At 70.6% G+C, this 21822-nt stretch carries 15 protein-coding genes and 1 tRNA gene; 4 read left to right on the forward strand and 12 right to left on the reverse strand.

Translation table 11 applies throughout. The features are described from left to right. Positions 1 to 70: 70 nt before the first annotated feature. Together ACGFNI_RS25965 and ACGFNI_RS25970 are read left to right on the forward strand one after the other, a co-directional pair. The gene (locus ACGFNI_RS25965; RefSeq protein WP_393687043.1) at positions 71 to 901 is read left to right on the forward strand and encodes an Fpg/Nei family DNA glycosylase; all 831 of its coding nucleotides are present in this window, start codon (positions 71 to 73) and stop codon (positions 899 to 901) included. A 32-nt stretch (positions 902 to 933) separates the two neighbouring features. Then, complete coding sequence (locus ACGFNI_RS25970) at positions 934 to 1710, forward strand: SDR family NAD(P)-dependent oxidoreductase (RefSeq protein WP_393687044.1); 777 nt, start codon at positions 934 to 936, stop codon at positions 1708 to 1710. Here the strand turns inward: ACGFNI_RS25970 and ACGFNI_RS25975 are convergent. The 10 genes from ACGFNI_RS25975 to ACGFNI_RS26020 all read right to left on the reverse strand — a co-directional run bounded on the left by ACGFNI_RS25975 (position 1658) and on the right by ACGFNI_RS26020 (position 16565). Continuing rightward, the gene (locus tag ACGFNI_RS25975) at positions 1658 to 2053 is read right to left on the reverse strand and encodes a hypothetical protein (RefSeq protein ID WP_393687045.1); all 396 of its coding nucleotides are present in this window, start codon (positions 2051 to 2053) and stop codon (positions 1658 to 1660) included. The genes ACGFNI_RS25970 and ACGFNI_RS25975 overlap by 53 nt on opposite strands. Positions 2054 to 2221: 168 nt before the next feature. Next, a complete protein-coding gene (locus ACGFNI_RS25980) occupies positions 2222 to 2692 on the reverse strand; it encodes a Dps family protein (RefSeq protein WP_393687046.1) in 471 nt (156 codons plus the stop codon). Positions 2693 to 2916: 224 nt separating this feature from the next. Further along, positions 2917 to 3300 carry a helix-turn-helix domain-containing protein gene (locus tag ACGFNI_RS25985; RefSeq protein ID WP_393687047.1) on the reverse strand — a complete coding sequence of 128 codons (384 nt, stop codon included), beginning with the start codon at positions 3298 to 3300 and terminating at the stop codon, positions 2917 to 2919. A gap of 94 nt (positions 3301 to 3394) precedes the next feature. Next, positions 3395 to 3934, reverse strand: a complete 540-nt coding sequence (locus tag ACGFNI_RS25990) for a CinA family protein (protein ID WP_393687048.1) — start codon at positions 3932 to 3934, stop codon at positions 3395 to 3397. After that, a complete protein-coding gene (pgsA, locus tag ACGFNI_RS25995) occupies positions 3931 to 4572 on the reverse strand; it encodes a CDP-diacylglycerol--glycerol-3-phosphate 3-phosphatidyltransferase (protein WP_393687049.1) in 642 nt (213 codons plus the stop codon). The genes ACGFNI_RS25990 and pgsA overlap by 4 nt, the downstream gene beginning before the upstream one ends. Then, a complete protein-coding gene (gene rimO / locus ACGFNI_RS26000; protein ID WP_393687050.1) occupies positions 4569 to 6050 on the reverse strand; it encodes a 30S ribosomal protein S12 methylthiotransferase RimO in 1482 nt (493 codons plus the stop codon). The genes pgsA and rimO overlap by 4 nt, the downstream gene beginning before the upstream one ends. A gap of 105 nt (positions 6051 to 6155) precedes the next feature. Beyond that, on the reverse strand, positions 6156 to 6971 hold the full coding sequence (locus ACGFNI_RS26005; RefSeq protein ID WP_393687051.1) for a helix-turn-helix domain-containing protein: 816 nt from the start codon (positions 6969 to 6971) through the stop codon (positions 6156 to 6158). A gap of 236 nt (positions 6972 to 7207) precedes the next feature. Further along, a complete protein-coding gene (locus tag ACGFNI_RS26010; RefSeq protein ID WP_393687052.1) occupies positions 7208 to 9988 on the reverse strand; it encodes a DNA translocase FtsK in 2781 nt (926 codons plus the stop codon). A gap of 115 nt (positions 9989 to 10103) precedes the next feature. Further along, positions 10104 to 10763: a two-component system response regulator gene (locus tag ACGFNI_RS26015; RefSeq protein WP_393687053.1), complete on the reverse strand. Its 660-nt coding sequence runs from the start codon at positions 10761 to 10763 to the stop codon at positions 10104 to 10106. A gap of 285 nt (positions 10764 to 11048) precedes the next feature. Next, entirely contained in the window at positions 11049 to 16565 is a 5517-nt protein-coding gene (locus ACGFNI_RS26020) for a HAMP domain-containing protein (protein ID WP_393687054.1), read from the reverse strand. A 421-nt stretch (positions 16566 to 16986) separates the two neighbouring features. Between ACGFNI_RS26020 and ACGFNI_RS26025 the strand changes: the two genes are divergently transcribed. Then, positions 16987 to 19596, forward strand: coding sequence for a SpoIIE family protein phosphatase (locus ACGFNI_RS26025; protein ID WP_393687069.1), 2610 nt, complete (start codon positions 16987 to 16989; stop codon positions 19594 to 19596). Positions 19597 to 19746: 150 nt separating this feature from the next. Then, positions 19747 to 20784 carry a YncE family protein gene (locus ACGFNI_RS26030; protein WP_393687055.1) on the forward strand — a complete coding sequence of 346 codons (1038 nt, stop codon included), beginning with the start codon at positions 19747 to 19749 and terminating at the stop codon, positions 20782 to 20784. Between the two features lie 58 nt (positions 20785 to 20842). Here ACGFNI_RS26030 and ACGFNI_RS26035 read toward each other — a convergent pair. Both ACGFNI_RS26035 and ACGFNI_RS26040 read right to left on the reverse strand, forming a co-directional pair. Then, a tRNA-Thr gene (locus ACGFNI_RS26035) sits at positions 20843 to 20915 on the reverse strand. A gap of 73 nt (positions 20916 to 20988) precedes the next feature. After that, entirely contained in the window at positions 20989 to 21666 is a 678-nt protein-coding gene (locus tag ACGFNI_RS26040; protein WP_393687056.1) for a DegT/DnrJ/EryC1/StrS family aminotransferase, read from the reverse strand. Between the last annotated feature and the right edge of the window lie 156 nt (positions 21667 to 21822).

The raw sequence follows: 21822 nt of genomic DNA on the forward strand, positions 1-21822 counted from the left end.
CCGCATCCCACGGCCGACCGCGCCTCCTCCCGGCATCCCTGAGTCCCGGCATCCCGGCATCATGGGTGTCATGCCCGAAGGTGACACGGTCTGGCGCACCGCCCGGCGACTGCACGACGCCCTGGCGGGCCGGACACTGACCCGGTGCGACCTGCGGGTGCCCCGCCTCGCGACGGCCGACCTGTCGGGCCGCACCGTCCAGGAGGTGCGCTCGCGCGGCAAACACCTCCTGACCCGTGTCGAGGGCGGCCTCACCCTGCACTCGCACCTGCGGATGGACGGCGCCTGGCAGGTCTACGCCGCCGGTGAGCGCTGGCGCGGCGGCCCCGCCCACCAGATCAGGGCGGTGCTGGGCACCGCGGAGTGCACCGCGGTCGGCTACCGCCTGCCCGTCCTCGACCTGCTGCGCACCTCGGACGAGTCCCGGGTCGTCGGCCATCTCGGCCCCGACCTCCTCGGCCCCGACTGGGACGCGGCCGAAGCACTGCGCAGACTGCTCGCCACGCCGGACCGCCCGCTCGGCGAGGCGCTGCGCGACCAGTGCACCCTCGCGGGCCTCGGCAATGTCTACGTATCCGAGCTGTGCTTCCTGCTGCGCGCCTCGCCCTGGCTGCCCGCCGGCCGCCTCCCCGATCCATGGCGCGCCCCCGAGCTGGCCAAGAAGCTCCTGGAGGCCAACAAGAACCGCACGGCACGCGTCACGACCGCCGGCGCCCGCCCCGACCGGCGCCTGTGGGTCTACGGGCGGGCCGGCCGGCCGTGCGCCCGCTGTGGGAGGACCGTGCGCAGCGCGGAGCAGGGCCCGGCGGCCGAGGCCCGCGTCACGTACTGGTGCCCGTCCTGCCAGCCGGCCCCCGACACCGCCCCACACGCCACCGATCCGCCCCCGCCCACCAATTGACGCCCCGTCAGCCATTTCCCTACCCTCACCTCATGCCCGTCACGGCGTACGACCTCACCGGCCGCACCGCGCTCGTCACCGGAGCGGCGAGCGGCATCGGACGCGCCACGGCCACCCTGCTCGCCGAAGCCGGCGCCGCCGTGCACTGCGCGGATCTCGACGAGCGGGGCGTCCGCGCCACCGCGGCGGCCCTCACCGCGACCGGCGCCATCGCCCGCGCACACCACGTCGATGTCACCTCGCGCGTCCAGGTCGCCGCCGTCGTCGACGCGGCCGTTCGCACCACCGGGCGGCTCGATGTGCTCGCCGCGATCGCCGGGGTCATGCACAGCGCGGCCGTCCTGGAGACCGAGGAAGCGGACCTGGACCGGGTCTGGAACATCAACTTCAAGGGTGTGCTGCACAGTTGCCAGGAGGCCGCCCGCGTCATGATCGCCACCGGCACCGGCGGCAGCATCGTCACCATGGCCTCCGGCGCGGTCGACACCGGCGCACCCGGCCTGCTCAGTTACGGCGCGTCGAAGGCCGCCGTCATCCAGCTCACCAAGACGCTCGCCACCGAGGTCGGCCGCCACGGCATCCGGGTCAACGCCGTGGCGCCCGGCTGGATCCGCACACCGATGACCGCCCGGCACACCGCCGACGCGCAGCAGCAGGCCGAGCGCCCCATGGCCCGTATGTCTCCCCTGGGCCGGGTGGGCGAGGCGGCGGACGTCGCGCAGGCCGTGCTGCATCTGGCGTCGGACGCCGCCGCCTTCACCACCGGCCAGATCCTCCGCCCGAACGGTGGCGTCGCCATGCCCTGGTGAGAGCCGTTCGCACCGCGCCCTCCCATGTCCCGCCGCCGCTCCGTTCCGGCGGCCCCGCTCCGGGCGCGCGGGGCCCTGCCCGGGACCGCCGCCCCGTCCACGGCACGCAGTGCACCGGCAGCAGGCTCAGCCCCCAGCCGCCCGCCGCCACCGCGCCCTCGACCGGCCCCGCCGACGCGGGCCACAGCGTCAGCCGCAGCACGGCCCACCACCACAGCAGGCCGACGAGCACCGCGGCGGCCCGGCTGCCCGCCCCGGCGGGCGGGCGCCCCGGGGCGCCGGATATGCGACCGCCGCGACTCCGGCCGGCCGGGTCGCGCCTCCCACCGCCGTGCCCTCTCATCGCTGCCTCCTCAGGCCGACGCCAGGGCCTGTCGTTCGGGTCAGATCGGGCTCAAGGGACAGACCCTAGACGGACCCAACCACCCCACGGGAGGGCGCACCGGGGCATTCCCGGCGCGCACCCTGCGTCCCCGGGCTCGTCCGGGCCCCGGCTGCGGCCCGCGGGCCATCAGTGGGATTCGGCCTGGAACATCCAGTGGTGCTTCTCCAGGTCACGGGTGAGGCCGATGAGGATGTCCTGGGTGACCGGGTCGGGCGCATCGGTCGCGCCGATCCGCTGCCGCATCCGCCCGATGACCGCACTCAGGGCCGCGACCAGCGTCGAGACCGCGTCGACGTCCTTGATCCAGCCGTCGGGCACTTCCTTGATGCCGGTCGTCTTGGCGACGGTGATGGCCCGGCCGTCCGGCGTCACCCCGATCGCCGACGCCCGCTCGGCGACCGTGTCCGCGTGCGTCCGCGCGGTGGTGACCACCTCGTCGAGCTGGAGATGGATGGAACGGAACCGCGGACCGACGACGTTCCAGTGCACCTGTTTGGCCACCAGAGAGAGATCCACGAGGTCGACCAGGGCTCCCTGGAGGGCGTCTCCGACGACGGAGCGGTCGGCTTCGGACAGCGTGCTCTTGACCACAGACATCCAGCTACTCCTGTTCGGACGAACACCCGGAGCGGACAGCAGCCCGAAGTGTTCAGGAATGTACAGATTCGCCCATCGTATAAACGATGTGTGCACTCCGAGCAGTCGAGCCGTCCACTCGGGCAGCCGGCCTCGCGTTCACCGGCCACGGCGCCCGGCCCCGGACAGCACGAAGCCCCGCCCGGCTGCTGCCGTGCGGGGCTTCGGTGCTCTACAGCTCTGCGTCAGGCGGCGACGACGTCCACGACGTCCGCCGGAGCCTTGATGGTCACGCGATCTTCCGGCACACCCGTCAGGGAAGCGACGGAAACGGAGTTGAACGTGGGCCGCACCGGTGCGGGCACCGGGTCGGTCGCAGCCGCGGACTGTGCCAGTTCGGCGAGCGCCAGCTCGTCGCTGACCTCTCGCATCAGCTCGGACATGCGCACATCCAGCGCGTCACAGATCGACGAGAGCAGTTCGGACGACGCCTCTTTCTGCCCCCGCTCGACCTCGGACAAATAGCCGAGCGACACCCGGGCGGAGGAAGAGACCTCGCGCAGGGTGCGGCCTTGGCGCTGACGCTGTCGGCGCAGCACGTCACCCAGCAGGCGACGAAGCAGAATCATCGCTGGCTCCCTCCTCGGACCTCGGATCCGGATCCTTCTCGCCCCACCGTACCGCCTCGGACCGCAGCCGTGCCGGGCGTGAGTTCGTGTTCACTCAGGGCTGCAAACATCCATTCCCCCCGTGTTGTTCCGTATCCTGTGCCCCCGCATTTTCTGTCAGTTCGCTCAGCAGCAGGGCCAGAGAGGCCGCGACGCTGTCCCGGCGGATCCGCTCGCGGTCACCCTCCAGCGCCAGCTGCCGCGCCCGCGCCGTGCCCCCCGGGCCGCACACCGCGACATGGACGGTGCCCACGGGCTGCCCGTCCTGCGGGTCAGGACCGGCCACCCCGGTGGTGGCGATACCCCAGTCGGCACCCAGCACGCGCCGCACGCCGCACGCCATCTGCCGGGCGACCTCGGCGTCCACCGCACCGCGCGCGGCCAGCAGCGCGCCGTCCACACCCAGGACCGCCTGCTTGACGTCGGTGGCGTACGCGGTCACCGAGCCCCGTACGACCCGCGAGGCGCCGGGAACCGCGGTCAGCTCGGCCGCGACCAGCCCGCCCGTCAGCGACTCGGCCGCCGCCACGGTCTGCCCGCGCCCGGCGAGCAGCGCCAGCACACCGGCCGCCGCACCACCCGCCGGCCCGGTCACCGTACGGCGTCCCGCGCCGCGCGCTCCTTGGCCAGGCCGTCCCTGCGCAGCACAACGGCCTGGCGCACGTAGTCCAGGCCGGTCACCACGGTCAGCAGCACGGCCACCGCCATCACCCACCAGCGGAAGGTCGCCAGCGGGCCGGTGAGCACGAGGACGTACATCCCAACGGCGGTGCCCTGCGCCAATGTCTTGATTTTGCCGCCACGACTGGCCGGAATCACGCCGTGTTTGATCACCCAGAACCGCATCAGCGTGATGCCCAGCTCGCGGAAGAGGATCACGCCGGTCACCCACCACGGCAGGTCCCCGAGGACCGAAAGGCAGATCAGCGCCGCGCCCATGATCGCCTTGTCGGCTATCGGGTCGGCGATCTTCCCGAAGTCGGTGACGAGGTTGTACGCGCGTGCCAGATGCCCGTCGAAGACATCGGTGATCATGGCGACGGCGAACGCGGCCCAGGCGAACGCGCGCCAGGCCGGGTCATTGCCGTCGTCGTGCATCAGCAGCAGCACGAAGGCCGGTACGAGCACCAGCCGCAGCATCGTCAGGACGTTGGCGATGTTCCACAGCCCGGCCTGCCGGACGGCCGACGCCGAGCGCGGCCCGCCGGTTGCGGAAGCCGGGACTCCGCTCATCTGGCCGCCTCCTCGGTATACGCCGCAGCCTCCACCGACAGCACCTCGGCCACGAGGTCCACACCCTCGCTCGCGACCACCTTCGCTTCGACCATACGACCGGGCGCCAGCTCCTGGCTGGTCGACAGCAGGGTGACGCCGTCGGTCTCCGGCGCCTGGTGCGCGGCCCGCCCGACGACACCGTCCTCGTCGTCGGTCCGGTCGACCAGCACCCGGACGGTGCTGCCCACCCGCTCCTCGGCGCGCTGCGCCGTCAGCTCATCGGCCAGCCGTGACACCCGCGCGAGCCGCTCGGCGACCACGTCAGGATCGACCTTGTCCGCGTACGAGGCGGCTTCCGTGCCGTCCTCGTCGGAGTACCCGAAGACGCCGATGGCATCCAGTCTGGCCTCGCTGATGAAGCGTTCCAGCTCGGCGAGGTCGGCCTCGCTCTCGCCGGGGAAGCCGACGATGAAGTTCGACCTGGCACCCGCCTCGGGCGCCTTGGCCCGGATCTGTTCCAGCAGCTCCAGGAAGCGGTCGGTGTCACCGAAGCGCCGCATCGCGCGCAGCACGCCGGGCGCCGAGTGCTGGAACGACAGGTCGAAGTAGGGCGCCACCTTGTCGGTGCCGGTCAGCACGTCGATCAGCCCCGGCCGCATCTCGGCGGGCTGGAGGTAGCTGACGCGGATCCGCTCGATGCCGTCCACCGCGGCCAGCTCCGGCAGCAGCGTCTCCAGCAGGCGGATGTCGCCGAGGTCCTTGCCGTAGGACGTGTTGTTCTCGGAGACCAGCATGATCTCCTTGACGCCCTGCTCGGCCAGCCAGCGGGTCTCGCCGAGCACGTCGGACGGCCGGCGGGAGATGAACGAGCCGCGGAAGGACGGGATGGCGCAGAACGAGCAGCGCCGGTCACAGCCGGAGGCCAGCTTCACGGACGCCACCGGATTGCTGCCCAGCCGGCGGCGCAGCGGCGCACGCGGCCCGGAGGCGGGCGCCAGGCCCTCCGGCAGATCCTCCGGCGGGGTGTCCTGCGCGTGCCCCGGCAGCGCCACGTCGGCGGCCTGCCGCTCGGCGGGGCTGATCGGCAGCAGCTTGCGCCGGTCGCGCGGGGTGTGCGAGGCGTGGATGCCGCCGTTGAGGATGGTCTGGAGGCGGTCGGAGATGTCGCTGTAGTCGTCGAAGCCGAGCACACCGTCGGCCTCGGGCAGGGCCGTGGCCAGCTCCTTGCCGTAGCGCTCGGCCATACAGCCGACGGCGACCACGGCCTGGGTCTTGCCGTGATCCTTCAGATCGTTGGCTTCGAGGAGGGCATCGACGGAGTCCTTCTTGGCGGCCTCGACGAACCCACAGGTGTTGACGACGGCGACATCGGCATCGGCGGCGTCCTCGACGAGGTCCCAGCCGTCCGCTGCCAGGCGGCCTGCGAGCTCCTCCGAGTCCACCTCGTTACGGGCGCAGCCAAGAGTGACAAGGGCGACGGTACGGCGTTCGGGCATGGTGCTCAGCCTACTTCGTCCCGGCCGCGCCCCTCGCGTGCAGGTCCACCCCCGCCGATACAGGGGCGGACCTCAAGGGCCGCGGGGTCCGCCGGCCGCCCGGCCTCAGCCCGCCTGCGGGTCTCCCGGCGTGTAGCTCAGCCGCTCGACCGAACCCTTGTCGCCGACCTGCTTGACTTCCTTGCCATTGACGTAGAGCTGCACGACACCGGCGTTGCCGAGTACCAGGTCGATGCGTTCCTTGTCGGTGAAGGTCTTGGAATCGCCCTGCTTGAGGAGGCCGTCCTCCAGGAGTTTGCCGTTGGAGTCCTTGGCCGAAATCCAGCTCTGGCCGTCGCGTGCGGTGACCTTGATCGTCACCTTGTCCTTGGGCAGTCCCGCGATGGCGCTGTCCGACGGCTCGGGCTCCGTGGTGGGCCTGGATTGGTCGGCGGGTGCGGTGGTGTTCGGCTGCGGCGTCGGCTTCTCGGCGTTGGTGTCACCGCCGGCCACCGGAATGCCGCCGCCTTTCTGTCCGTCGCTGAACAGCGTGAAGCCGACGAAACCGATGACCGCGACGATCGCGGCGACCATCGCGGCGGTCCAGTTGGGGCGGCGCCGCTCGGGACGGATCCGTTCGGCCTCGAAGAGCGGCGCGGCCGGAGTCGGCTCGGGCCTGCCGCCGTGCTCGGTGTCGAACTGATCGACCAGCGGCCCGGGATCGAGGCGGACGGCGCGGGCGAGCGCACGGATATGCCCCCGGGCATAGACGTCGCCGCCGCATCGCGAGAAGTCGTCCTGCTCGATCGCGTGCACGAGGGGGATGCGCACCCGTGTCGACGAACTGACCTCTTCGACGGTCAGCCGCGCGTCGATACGGGCCTGCTGGATGGCTCGACCGACGGAAGGCCGGTCGTCTGCTGGGGAGTTGCCGATGGACACGGGGGCGCCTTTCGAGCGTGTAGCCACCTGCCGGACGTTCAGTCTAGGGGTGGACCGAAAGGGACGGGCAAACGGGCGGATGGGGTTTAACACCATCGATAGACCCGCCGACGACGTCTTCGGGCCCCATGGTGAAGCATCGTTCCCTCACCTCCCTCAACTTGACGTATCGGCAGGAGAAACGGTTGCTTCCCTCCCGCACGAGTGACTCGTACGGGTCAAACGAGAGGCTGTACCTACCCGGAAGCCTCCCCCCGGATCACGGCCAGCACTCCGTCCAATTCATCCGGCTTCACCATGACATCGCGGGCCTTGGAACCCTCGCTCGGCCCGACGATGTTGCGCGATTCCATCAGGTCCATCAGCCGACCGGCCTTCGCGAAGCCCACCCGCAGCTTGCGCTGGAGCATCGACGTCGACCCGAACTGGGTCGACACCACCAGCTCGGCGGCCTGGCACAGCAGGTCGAGATCGTCGCCGATGTCCTCGTCGATCTCCTTCTTCTGCTGCGTGCCGACCGTGACGTCGTCCCGGAAGACCGGCGCCATCTGATCCTTGCAGTGCTTGACCACCGCCGCGACCTCGGCCTCGGTCACGAAGGCACCCTGCATACGGACCGGCTTGTTCGCCCCCATCGGCAGGAAGAGACCGTCGCCCTTGCCGATCAGCTTCTCGGCGCCCGGCTGGTCGAGGATGACCCGGCTGTCCGCGAGCGAGGAGGTGGCGAACGCGAGCCGGGACGGGACGTTCGCCTTGATCAGGCCCGTGACGACGTCGACGGACGGCCGCTGGGTCGCCAGGACCAGGTGGATACCGGCCGCGCGGGCGAGCTGCGTGATGCGGACGATCGCGTCCTCGACGTCCCGCGGCGCCACCATCATCAGGTCCGCCAGCTCGTCGACGATCACCAGCAGATACGGGTAGGGCGACAGTTCCCGTTCGCTGCCCGCGGGCGGGGTGACCTTGCCGTTGCGGACCGCTTCGTTGAAGTCGTCGATGTGCCGGAAGCCGTACGCCGCGAGGTCGTCGTAGCGCAGGTCCATCTCGCGCACCACCCACTGGAGCGCCTCGGCGGCCCGCTTGGGGTTGGTGATGATCGGCGTGATCAGGTGCGGGATGCCCTCGTAGGCCGTCAGCTCCACGCGCTTGGGGTCGACCAGCACCATCCGCACATCCTCCGGGGTGGCCCGGACCATCACCGACGTGATCAGGCAGTTGATGCAGGAGGACTTGCCGGAACCGGTGGCGCCTGCGACCAGGACGTGCGGCATCTTCGTCAGGTTGGCCATGACGTAGCCGCCCTCGACATCCTTGCCGAGCGCCACCAGCATCGGGTGCTCGTCGCCCGCCGCGTCGGCCAGCCGCAGCACGTCGCCGAGGTTGACCATCTCGCGGTCGGTGTTCGGGATCTCGATGCCGACGGCGGACTTGCCGGGGATCGGGCTGATGATGCGGACGTCGGGGCTGGCCACCGCGTAGGCGATGTTCTTGGCCAGCGCGGTGATCTTCTCGACCTTGACGGCCGGGCCCAGCTCGACCTCGTAGCGGGTGACCGTCGGGCCGCGGGTGAAGCCGGTGACCGCCGCGTCGACCTTGAACTCCTGGAAGACCGTCGTCAGCGAGGCGACTATCGCGTCGTTCGCGGCGCTGCGGGTCTTGCCGGGCCCACCGCGCGCGAGCAGGTCGAGGGCCGGCAGCGAGTAGGTGATGTCGCCTGCCAGCTGGAGCTGCTCGGCGCGGGCCGGCAGATCGCCGGCCGGCTCCGGCGGGGCCTTGGTGAAGTCGGGCACCGCCGGGGTGTCGTCCGCGGGCCCCGGCTGCATGCCACGGGCCTGCGGCACCGCACCGCTGTGCCCGGTGTCCTCGCCGCGGTCCCGCCGCTCTCCCGAGATGCTGCTGCTCAGACCGGCGACCAGCGGCGAGGGCTGCACGCCGTGCAGGACGGCGCCGTCCAGCGCGGCGGCAGCCGCCGCGGCCACGTCCACCGCGTCCATCGTCCGGTCCGCAGCGGGCTGCGCGGGCTCCTTGCGCGGCCGGCGGCGCTTGGCCAGCGCCTCCTCCTCTATCGCGTCCGGATCCGCCGCCGACGCCACGGCCCGGCCCGGCCGCCGCGCGGGCTGCTCGCGCCACTCCTCGGCGTACTCCTCCTCGTCGTCCGGCTCCGGCTCCACGACCTCCAGGACGCCGAGCCGGGCGCCGAGCGCGCGCAGCCGCTGCGGGATGGCGTTGACCGGGGTCGCGGTGACCACCAGCAGCCCGAAGACCGTCAGCAGCACCAGCAGCGCCACGGCCAGGGTCTGCCCCACGGTGAAGATCAGGGGCTTGGACGCCGCCCAGCCGACGTAGCCGCCCGCGTCCTGGAGGGCCGCGATGCCGTCGCCGCGGCCCGGCGATCCGCAGGCCATGGCGACCTGCCCGAGCACTCCGATGACCAGCGCGGACAGGCCGATGACGATCCGGCCGTTGGCCTCGGGCTGCTCGGGGTGCCGGATCAGCCGTACCGCGATCCCGCCGAGCAGTATCGGCACGACCAGGTCGAGCCGGCCGAAGGCGCCGGTGACCAGGAGTTCCACGAGATCGCCGACGGGGCCGCTGAGGTTGGACCAGGTGCCGGCCGCGACGACCAGCGCCAGGCCGAGCAGCAGCAGGCCGAGACCGTCCTTGCGGTGCGCCGGGTCGAGGTTCTTCGCGCCGCGTCCCATGCCGCGGAAGACCGCTCCTATGGCGTGCGCGAGCCCCAGCCAGCAGGCTCGCGCCAGCCGGTAGACACCGCCGGTCGGTGACGGCGCCGGTTTGGGCGGGGCCTTCTTCGCGGGCGCCTTGCGCGCCGGCGCCTTCTTGGCCGGTGCCTTCTTGACCGGAGGCTTCTTCGCCGCCGCGGCCTTCTTCGCCGGCGGCTTCCTGGCAGGCGCCTTCTTCACCGCGGCCTTCTTGGCGGCGCCCCCGGACGATCCGGCGCGCTGCTTCGAGGGGCCCGCCGTGCTCTGGGTTCCCTTGCCGGTCGTACGTGAGGCCATGGGGACGAGATTACAGCCGCCGCCTGGCATCACACGAGCGCACGGCACTTCACCCGATCGTGTCGTGCGCTCGCGTCATGACGCGTCGCGTGCCCCCGGCATGAGAGGGCGTCAGTCAGCCGACCACGCCGCCGGTACCCGGCTCCAGTGCGTCCAGAGCCCTGCGGAGCCCGGTCAGTTTGCGCTCCAGATGGGCGGCGGTGGCCACCGCCGCGGCGTCCGCCGACTCGTCCAACTGCTTGGACAGCGCCTCGGCCTGCTCCTCGACGGCCGCCAGCCGCGCCGACAGCTCGGCGAGCAGCCCCGCCGACTCCTTGGCGTCATCGGCGGCCGGCCTGCCGCCTTCGAGCTGGAGCCTCAGCAGCGCGGCCTGCTCCCGCAGTTGGCAGTTCTTCATGTACAGCTCGACGAAGACCGAGACCTTCGCCCGCAGCACCCACGGGTCGAAGGGCTTGGAGATGTAGTCGACCGCGCCTGCCGCGTAACCGCGGAAGGTGTGGTGCGGGCCGTGGTTGATCGCCGTGAGGAAGATGATCGGGATGTCACGGGTCCGCTCGCGCCGCTTGATGTGCGCCGCGGTCTCGAACCCGTCCATCCCCGGCATCTGCACGTCGAGCAGGATCACCGCGAAATCATCCGTGAGCAGCGCCTTGAGCGCTTCCTCCCCGGACGATGCCCGTACCAGTGTCTGATCGAGCGCAGAGAGGATCGCCTCCAGCGCCAGCAGATTCTCCGGCCGGTCATCGACCAGGAGGATCTTGGCCTTCTGCACCATGGCCCGACCTCCTCGCCCCGGCATGGGGCCTCCCCTGTCCGAAGGACTTGGGGAAGAACCGGACGCCGCCCCAGGGGACGACTCCATCATGCCGCCCGTCCTTGTGCCGGTCATGGTAGCTGCACCCCGCTCGTCGCCACACCCTGTCACCGCGATGTCACTGCGTACGTAGCGGAAACGCGGGGCGAGACCGGAAGGTTCCCGGACATCCGCGTTTCCACCCGTCCACGGCCACACTGCGTCAGCACGCGGTGATCCTCTTTCGACTCCATACTGGACGCTCCGTCACTCCGCGCGCATCCATTGCTCCATGACCGACAACAGATGATCGGTGTCCACCGGCTTGGTGACGTAGTCCGATGCGCCGGAGTCGATGCTCTTCTCCCGGTCGCCCTTCATCGCCTTCGCGGTGAGCGCGATGATCGGCAGCCCGGCGAACTGCGGCATCCGCCGGATCGCCGCGGTGGTCGCGTAGCCGTCCATCTCCGGCATCATGATGTCCATCAGCACCAGCACCACGTCGTCGTGCTGCTCCAGCACCTCGATGCCCTCGCGGCCGTTCTCCGCGTACAGCACCGACAGGCCGTGCTGCTCCAGGACGCTGGTGAGCGCGAAGACGTTGCGGATGTCGTCGTCGACGATCAGCACCTTCTCGCCGTGGAAGCCGCCCTCGAAGGCCGGGTCCTCCACCAGGTCCTGGCCGTTGCCGAGCCAAGGCTCGGTGGCGGTCCTGGCGGCGGGCTGGGCCGGCGGTTCCGGTGCGGCCTGCCGCTGCGGTGCCGGCGGCGCGGCGGGCAGCGCGGCGCGCCGGGCGGAGCCCGAAATCCCGCGCCGCCGACGGCGGTTGAGCGCCGTGGCCGACGCCTGCTCCTCGGCCTCCCGCGCCGCTTCCTCGGCCGCCTGCCTGCCGACCTCGGTCTCCCGCGCCTCGGCATCCATCGCGAAGCCGCCCGCCACCAGCGCCGGGTAGCCCTGCGGCGGCAGCCCGCCCGGGTTCTGCGGCAGGTACAGCGTGAACGTCGAGCCGCGGCCCGGCTCACTGGCCGCGTGGATCTCGCCGCCCAGCAGCCGGGCGATCTCCCGGCTGATGGACAGGCCGAGGCCGGTGCCGCCGTACTTGCGGCTGGTCGTGCCGTCCGCCTGCTTGAACGCCTCGAAGATGACCCGCATCTTGCTGGACGCGATGCCGATACCGGTGTCGGTCACCGAGAAGGCGATCATTTCGGCCTCCGGGTCGCGCAACGACCCGTGTTCCAGGAGCTGTTCGCGGATCGCCACCGGGACGTCGGTACCGGCCGGCCGGATGACCAGCTCCACATTGCCGCTGTCGGTGAACTTCACCGCGTTCGACAGGAGGTTGCGCAGCACCTGGAGCAGCCGCTGCTCGTCGGTGTGCAGGGTGGAGGGCAGGTCAGGGGAGACGCGTACGGCGAATTCCAGGCCCTTCTCGGCGGTCAGCGGCCGGAACGTCGCCTCGACGTAGTCGACGAGCTGGACCAGCGCGATCCGCGTCGGGCTGACGTCCATCTTGCCCGCCTCGACCTTGGACAGGTCGAGGATGTCGTTGATCAGCTGGAGCAGGTCGCTGCCCGCACCGTGGATGGTCTCGGCGAACTCCACCTGCTTCGGCGAGAGGTTCCCCTCGGCATTGTCGGCCAGCAACTTGGCCAGGATCAGCAGGGAGTTGAGCGGCGTGCGCAACTCGTGCGACATGTTCGCCAGGAACTCCGACTTGTAGCGCATCGAGACCGCGAGCTGCTCGGCGCGCTCCTCCAGGACCTGCCGCGCCTCCTCGATCTCGGTGTTCTTCACCTCGATGTCGCGGTTCTGCGCCCGCAGCTGCTCGGCCTTCTCCTCCAGTTCGGAGTTGGACAGCTCCAGCGCCTTCTGCCGGCTCTCCAGCTCGCCCGACCGCTCCTTGAGCTGCTCGGTCAGCTCCTGCGACTGCTTGAGCAGCACCTCGGTCTTGGTGTTGACCGAGATGGTGTTGACGCTGGTCGCGATCATCTCGGCGATCTGGCTGAGGAAGTCCTTCTGGATCTGCGTGAACGGCTGGAAGGACGCCAGCTCGATCACGCCGAGCACCTTGTCCTCGAAGAGCACCGGCAGCACGATGACGTTCGCCGGCGGCGCCTCACCGAGCCCGGAGGCGATCTTGAGGTAGCCGGACGGCACGTTCTCCACCAGGATCGTGCGGCCCTCCTCCGCCGCCGTCCCGATCAGCGTCTCGCCGGGCCGGAACGTCGTCGGCATCCCTCCCATCGCGTAGCCGTAGGAGCCCATCAGCCGCAGCTCGTACGCGCCTGCCTCGCCGCCGTCCGCGCCGATCTCCTGGCTGTCGGGCTGCGCGGCGAGGAAGAACGCGCCGTGCTGCGCGGAGACCGCGGGCGACAGCTCGCTCATGATGAGGGTGGCGACGTCCTTGAGGTCGCGCCTGCCCTGCATCAGGCCGGAGATGCGGGCCAAGTTGCCCTTCAGCCAGTCCTGTTCCTCGTTGGCGAGGGTGGTCTCGCGGAGCGTGGAGATCATGGTGTTGACGTTGTCCTGGAGCTCCAGGATCTCGCCGGCCGCGTCCACGTCGATACGGACGTTGTGGTCGCCGAGGGTCACGGCCGCGGCGACCGCGGCGATGGCCCGCACCTGGCGGGTGAGATTGCCCGCCATCTCGTTCACCGACTCGGTCAGGTCCTTCCAGGTGCCGGCCACGCCCCGCACCTGCGCCTGACCGCCCAGCTGGCCTTCCGTGCCCACCTCACGCGCCACCCTGGTGACCTGCTCGGCGAAGGACGAGAGCTGGTCGACCATGGTGTTGATGGTGGTCTTCAGCGCCAGGATCTCGCCCCGCGCGTCGACGTCGATCTTCTTGGTCAGATCACCCTTGGCCACCGCGGTGGTGACCATCGCGATGTTGCGGACCTGGCCCGTGAGGTTGTTGGCCATCGAGTTCACGGACTCGGTGAGGTCCTTCCACGTACCGGCGACGCCGGGGACGCGGGCCTGACCGCCCAGGATGCCGTCGGTGCCCACCTCGCGGGCCACCCGGGTGACCTCGTCGGCGAACGACGACAGCGTCGTGACCATGGTGTTGACGGTGTCGGCGAGCTGCGCGACCTCGCCGCGCGCCTCGACCGTGACCTTCTTCGTCAGGTCACCGTTGGCGACCGCCGCCGAGACCTGCGAGATGTTGCGCACCTGGATGGTGAGGTTGTTGGCCATCAGGTTGACGTTGTCGGTGAGGTCCAGCCAGATACCGGTCGCGCCCGGCACCCGCGCCTGGCCGCCCAACTGGCCCTCAGTGCCCACCTCACGCGCCACCCGGGTCACCTGCTCGGCGAACGACGACAGCTGGTCGACCATCGTGTTGACGGTCGTGACCAGTTCGAGGATCTCGCCCTTGGCGTCGACGGTGATCTTCTTCGACAGGTCGCCGCGGGCCACCGCCGTCGTCACCTCGGCGATGTTGCGCACCTGCGACGTCAGGTTGTTCGCCATGAAGTTGACGGACTGGGTGAGGTCCTTCCACGTCCCGCTGACGCCCTGCACCTCGGCCTGACCGCCCAGGATGCCCTCGGTGCCCACCTCGCGGGCGACCCGCGTGACCTGCTCAGCGAAGGAGGACAGCTGGTCCACCATCGTGTTCAGGGTGTTCTTCAGCTCCAGGATCTCGCCCCGGGCGTCCGCGTCGATCTTCTGCGACAGATCACCGCGCGCGACCGCCGTGGCGACCTGCGCGATGTTGCGGACCTGGGCCGTGAGATTGCCCGCCATGCCGTTCACGGAGTCGGTCAGATCGCGCCAGACACCGGCGACGCCTGGCACCTGTGCCTGGCCGCCCAGCCTGCCGTCCGTACCGACCTCCCGGGAGACCCGGGTGACCTGCTCGGCGAACGCGGAGAGCTGGTCGACCATCGTGTTGATGGTGTTCTTCAGCTCCAGGATCTCGCCGCGCGCGTCCACGTCGATCTTCTGGGAGAGGTCGCCGCGCGCCACCGCCGTGGTCACCTGCGCGATCTGCCGCACCTGAGAAGTCAGGTTCCCCGCCATGAAGTTGACGGAGTCGGTCAGTTCCTTCCAGGTGCCGCTGACGCCGTCCACCCGCGCCTGGCCGCCGAGGCGGCCCTCCGTGCCCACGTCCCTGGCCATCCGTGTGACCTGGTCCGCGAACGAGGACAGCTGGTCCACCATGGTGTTCACGGTGTTCTTCAGCTGGAGCATCTCGCCGGAGACGTCGACGGTGACCTTCTGCGACAGATCGCCGTTGGCGACCGCCGTGGTCACCTGCGCGATGTTGCGCACCTGTCCGGTCAGGTTGCGGAACGCGGTGTTGACCGAGTCCGTGAGGTCCTTCCACGTCCCCGCGGCGCCCGGCACCGCCGCCTGGCCGCCCAGCTCACCCTCGACGCCGATCTCCCGCGCCACACGGGTCACCTCGGCACCGAACGAGGACAGCTGACCCACCATCGTGTTGACGGTGTTCTTCAACTCCAGCATTTCCCCGGCGACATCGACCGTGACGGTCTGCGAGAGGTCACCGTTGGCGACCGCCGTCGTCACCTGCGCGATGTCCCGCACCTGCGCCGTGAGGTTGCGGAAGGCCGTGTTGACGGAGTCCGTCAGGTCCTTCCAGGTGCCGGCCGCGCCCGGCACCTGCGCCTGCCCGCCGAGCTGTCCCTCGGCGCCGACCTCGTTCGCCACCCGCGTCACTTCGTCCGCGAAGGTGCGCAGCGTCTCGGTCATGGTGTTGATGGTGTCGGCGAGCTGCGCGACCTCGCCGCGCGCGCTGACCGTGACCTTCTGCGACAGATCGCCGTTCGCGACGGCGGTGGTGACCTGCGCGATGCCACGGACCTGCGCGGTGAGATTCCCGGCCATGAGGTTGACCGAATCCGTCAGGTCCTTCCACACCCCGGCGACGCCGGGCACCCGTGCCTGACCGCCCAGTTCACCCTCCGTGCCGACCTCACGGGCGACGCGCGTCACCTCGGAGGCGAACGAGGAGAGCTGGTCCACCATCGTGTTGACGGTGTTCTTCAGCTCCAGCATCTCGCCGGCGACGTGGACCGTGACCTTCCGGGAGAGATCACCCTTCGCCACCGCAGTGGTGACGAGAGCGATATCACGCACCTGCGCCGTCAGCCGCGAGGCCATGGTGTTGACGGACTCCGTGAGGTCCTTCCACGAACCCGACATGCCGCGCACCCGCGCCTGACCACCGAGCTTGCCCTCCGTACCGACCTCACTGGCCACCCGCGTGACCTCGTCGGTGAACGCCGAGAGCTGGTCGACCAGACCGTTGACCGTGCGCCCGACCTTCAGGAACTCGCCCCGCAGCGGATGCTCGGACGAACTGTCCGAACTGCGCGAGCGCAGATCCATCCGCTGCTCCAGGTCACCCTCGGAGACCGCCGACAGCACCCGCCCCACCTCGGAGACCGGCCGTACCAGGTCGTCCACCAGGGCGTTCGAGGCATCGATCGCCGCCGCCCAGGATCCCTCGCAGGCCGCGACCTCCAGCCGTTCCGTGAGTTTTCCCTCACGCCCGACGACCCTGCGCACCCGCGCCAGCTCGCCCGTCAGGTGCAGATTGCGGTCCGCCACCTCATTGAAAACCGCCGCGATTTCCGACATGACGCCTTCGCCGGAAACCGTCAACCGCTTGCGGAAGTTGCCGTCCCTCATGGCGACGAGAGCGACCAGCAATCGATTCAGGGCAGCTGTATCCACTTCGGTCGTCCCGTTATTCCGGGATCGTCCGCCTTTCGCGCGCGTGCTTGCGCCCCGCGCGGCTGCGCCAGACTCCACCGTGTCCCTCCCGCAGGGTCGACCGTTTCTACCCGGGCTTTCTCCTGATGCCTGCCCAGTGTTTCACCATGGCCCACCGAAGCGGCAAAGAGTCGGGACCTCACCACATTGCGGGCACACATCGCGGCCGGCCGGGGCGGATACTCCGTCACTCTTCACGACGGCGCAGGTCCCGATAAAGGGGCGCGGTCAACACAGTTCGGCAGCATCCCCCCACGGGGCGTAGCGAGTGCCGGCCATGCCCCGGAGGCCCCGCGTATTCCCCAGCGGCAGGCACCTCGCCGCCCCGGGCCGACTGATGCCGGACGGCACTCCTTCGTTCCCACCGCTCACCACGACCGACTAGCCTGGCGTTCGCATCGATGCCACAAGAAACGGGCACAGGACCCTGGGGAGCGACGAAAAACCAATGGGGAGTGCTGTGATCACCGCGCGGGCCGCTGCCACGTTCGAACCGGTGGGGCGCTCCGTCGCCACCGCCCGCGCCTTCGTCCGCGACACCCTCCAGGGCTGGGGCTACGGCGACATCGTCGACGACGCCGTCGTCCTCACCAGCGAACTGGTCACCAACGCCGTGGTGCACGCGGGCACCGCGGCCGACGTGCTGTGCCTGCGCCAGGACAGCGGAGTGCGCATCTCCGTCGCCGACCGCTACCCGGAACGGGAGATCCCGCTCCAGAACACCGGTCAGGTCCTCGTCCACCCCGACCGCGAGGGCGGCCGTGGCCTGCTCCTGTGCGGCGCGCTGGCCACCCGCTGGGGCGTCGAGTACACCGCGGCCCAGAAGCACGTGTGGTTCCAGCTCGACCTGCCCGACCGCCCGGCCGGCACCCGCTCCGCGGGCCCCGCGCTCCCCGTCGACGCCCTCCCCGTCGCCGACACCCGGGTACGCGTCGCCGTCATCCAGATCGACCGCGGCGGCTGCATCAGCTTCTGGAACGACGACGCCCAGGGCCTCTTCCAGTTCGAGGCCGAGCAGGTCATCGGCAAGCCCCTCACCGACTTCGCCGCCTGGCCGCACACCCCCGGCACCGGCACCGGCATCGCCGAGGCACTCCGGCTCTCCCGCTGGGAAGGCTCCTACGGCATAAGAGGCGCCGACGGCCGCGTACTCCCCGTCTACGCCTCCCACCTGCGCGTCCGCGACGCCGACGGGGAGGCGTCCACCGTCTGCCTCCTGGTACGCGACCACGAACGCGCCGTCCTCCAGAGCCCCCAGCGCACCCCGGCACCGGACGCCGCCGCGCACCCCGAAGGCCGCCCGTCCGACCCGTTCGAGGTCTTCATCGGCTCGCCCGCCCCCGACGACCTGGACGGCCTCCTCCAGCGCACCGTCGAACGCGCCCGCGACATGCTCGACGGCGACGCCGCCTACCTCCTGCTCGCCACCGACGACGAGACCGAGCTGGAGGTCCGCGCCTCCACCGGCCTGCCATCCGCCCGCCAGCGGTTCGCCCGCGTCCCCGTGGAAACCGGATCCGGACGCTACGGCTCCGCCCGGATGCCGTCCGTCCACGAAGACCTCACCGCGGTCCCCGGTGCCGTACCCCTGCTCTCCGGCACCGGCATGCGCTCGGTCGTCACCGTCCCGCTCAAGGTCGAGGGCCGGCTCACCGGATCGCTCGGCGTCGCCGCGGAAGGCGCCGGCCGCTACACCAACGAAGAGGCCCTGCGCCTCCAGTTCGCCGCCGACCGCATCGCGCTCGCCGTCGAACGCGCCCGCCTGACCGAACTGGAACGCCTGCGCCGCGGCTCCCTCTCCTTCCTCGTCGAGGCGTCCGACCTCCTTGCCGGCACCCTCGACCGCGACCAGACCCTGGCCCTGATGGCCCAGATGACGGTCCCCACCCTCGCCACCTGGTGCGCCGTCTACACCGTCGCCGACCAGGCGTCCGAACCGGAACTCTCCTACGTCCTGCACGAGGACGAGGACCGCATCGACGGCCTCAAGACCCTGCTCAAAAAGGTCGATCCGCCCGAGCCTGTCCCCACCCCGGGCGCCCGCGTGTGGACCGCCCCCACCGACGCCGCACACGACGCCGCCCTGCGCACCACCCTGCGCAGCCTGGGACTCGGCAACTCCGCCCGCCCCTCGACAGGTCCCGGCGCCACCCTCGCCACCGCATCGGCCGTCGGCGGCGAGACCGTCGTACTCCCCCTCGTCGCCCGCAACCGCGTCATCGGCATGCTCACCCTCGGCAAGCCCACCGAGGAACACTTCCGCCAGGAAATCCTCGAACTCGCCGAAGACCTCTCCCGGCGTGCCGCGCTCGCCCTGGACAACGCCCGCCTCTACTCCGAGCGCACGGCCATCAGCCAGTCACTCCAGCGCAGCCTGCTCCCCCCGGAACTGCCCGAAGTCCCCGGCGTCGAGGTCGAGGTCATCTACCGCGCGGCCGGCGAGGGCAACGAAGTCGGCGGCGACTTCTACGACCTCTTCCCGATCCGCGACGGCGCCTACGGCTTCGCCATCGGCGACGTCTGCGGCACAGGACCGGAAGCCGCGGCCGTCACCGGACTGGCCCGGCACGCCCTGCGCCTCCTCGCCCGCGAGGGCTTCGGCGGCCCCGCCGTACTCGAACGCCTCAACGCCGCGATCCTCGACGAGGGCGCCCGCAGCCGCTTCCTCACTCTCCTCTACGGCGAACTGTGGCCCCAGGAGGACGGCAGCGCCCTCCTCAAGGTCGTCTGCGCGGGCCACCCCCTGCCGCTCCGCCTGCGCCAGGACGGCACCGTCGAACCGGCCGCCGAACCGCAGCCCCTCCTCGGCGTCATGGACGACCTCGAACTCTACGAACAGACCGTCACCCTCGACCCCGGCGACGTCCTCCTGTGCGTCACCGACGGCGTCACCGAACGCCGCGAAGGCACCCGCATGTTGGGCGACGACGGCCTCTCCGACGTCCTGACGACGTGTACGGGCCTGACGGCGGGTGCCGTCGCCACCCGGGTCCTGCGCGCCGTCGAACGCTTCGCCGCTGAACCCGCATCGGACGACATGGCCATCCTCGCCATGCGCGTCCCCCAGTAGGACGCCGCCCACCCGCACTCCGCCCCTGTGGCCTGCGTCACCCCCCGACACGGCCACTCACCCGCCCGCCAGGAAACCTGCGCCCGGTGCACTGCCGCCCTGCCTCCGCCGCATTGGTCACCCCTCCAACAGCGGCCCAGGCTGGGGCACATGACTTCCACCGCACGACGCACACCCGGCGACCAGCTCGCCGTCGTCAGCCAGACCGGCCCGACCGTCACCTTCTTCGACGCCGCCACCCATCAGCGGCTCGACGTCCTGCCGATGCCCGACCAGCCCCACGAGCTGTGCTTCGACCCGGACCTCCGACTGCTGTACTGCACCATCACCTACCGCTCCGGCTTCTACAACGCCCACCAGGGACGCGCCCACGAACTCACCGTCATCGACGTCGACACCCGCACCGTCGTCGACACCCTCGACCTCTCGCCCGACCACGCCCCGCACGGTCTCGCCCTCGACCGCGCCCGCGGCCGTCTCTACATCAGCGTCGAGGCCACCGAGACCGAAACGGGAGGCGTCGTCGTCATCGACACCCGCACCCGTACCCGCATCGGCCGCATCCCGACGATGGCGGACGGCCCGCACTGGTTCGCCCTCACCCCCGACGGCACCCGCGGCTACACCACCAACAAGGAAGCGCCCTTCGTCTCCGCCATCGACCTGGAACGCGGCGAGTTCACCGGCCGCATCGAGGTCCCCGGCAGCGAAGGACTGGCCGTCTCCCTCGACGGCCGGTACGTCTACGCCGCCGCCCCCAAGGTCGACGACACGACCGCCCGGCCGGGCATCCACGTCATCGACACCCGCACCGCCACCGTCATCCGCACCCTGCCGACCCAGGAACCTGTCATGCCGGTGCACGTCACCGCCACCGGCGCCGTCCTGGCCGGCGAAACCCGCGCCGGAGGCACCACCGACAGCCCGCTCGGCCGCCAGCTTCCCGGCGTCCTCACCGTCTTCGCACCCGACACCCTGGAGCCCGCCGACGGCATCCCCGTCGGCGCCCTCCCGCTGACCATCACGTCCTCCCCCGACGGCAGCACCGCCTACGTGTCCGGCAACCTCTCCAGCACCGTCACGGTCGTCGACCTGCCCAGCCGCACTGTCGTCGCCACACTGGAAGTCGATCGGAAGGACCTCTCAGGCGCCCACGGCCTCGCCTACATCCCGGCGCCAACTGCCTGACCCACCTTGACCCATACAAAAAGGCCCCCGCCACAACGGCGGGGGCCTTTCTCTCTTGAGCCCCAATACGGAATCGAACCGTAGACCTTCTCCTTACCATGGAGACGCTCTGCCGACTGAGCTATTGGGGCGCGCCAGCGGAATAAAGCATACATGAATCCCGCAGCACCTCCGAATCGCGCACAACGGCCCCGCACACCACGCCTAAAAGGCCGGCTGCAACAATCCGCCCAGCGCATTGCACGCACTCACCATGCGCTGCAACTCCCGGCGCGACATTCCCGCGTGCACCGGCAACGCCAGCGTCTCGTCGACGGCCCGCTCGGTCTCCGGCAGAAACACATCCCGCCGCAGCCCCGGCATCCGGTACACCGGAACCTGCACGGGAACGCGGCAGGCGACCCCCTTGGCCCGCAGCGCCCGCGCGAACGCGTCCCGATCCGGCCGGCCGTTCCCCGGCACCCGCACCACGTACTGCTCGTACGTGTGCCCCGCGGCTGCCACGGGCGTGCGGACTCCGTTGAGCCTGGCGTCCAGATATGCGGCATGCCGACGCCGCTCCTCCAACCCGTCGGCCGCCCCACCGGGTTCGTCCTCCACCATGACCAACAGTCCGTGCCGCTGGCCCACTTCACGGATCCATCCGTCGTCCGCCCGCCGCCCGAAGCGGTGCACGGCCACGATCGCCGCGGTACGGCCCGTCAGCACGTCGGACACGGCGGCCGGGTCGAGGCAGTAACTGCCCGCGTCGACATCGGCGAACACCGGCAGCGCCCCCATCCGCACCACCGCTTCGGCCACTTCGGCGTTCCCGTAGGCCGGCACCACGACCTCGTCACCGGCACGGACGCCGGCCGACTTGAGCGTTCCACGTGTCCCCATGCCGCGGATCCTGACGACGCAAGGTGAACAAGGCGTTACGCACATGCCCCGAACGAGGGAACAAAAAAGCTCCGGTCCCTGAACCAAAAGGTCCAGGAACCGGAGCTGAAAAATTGTTCGGCGGCGTCCTACTCTCCCACAGAGTCCCCTCTGCAG

Source organism: Streptomyces sp. NPDC048644, assembly GCF_043199105.1.
Taxonomy (GTDB): domain Bacteria; phylum Actinomycetota; class Actinomycetes; order Streptomycetales; family Streptomycetaceae; genus Streptomyces.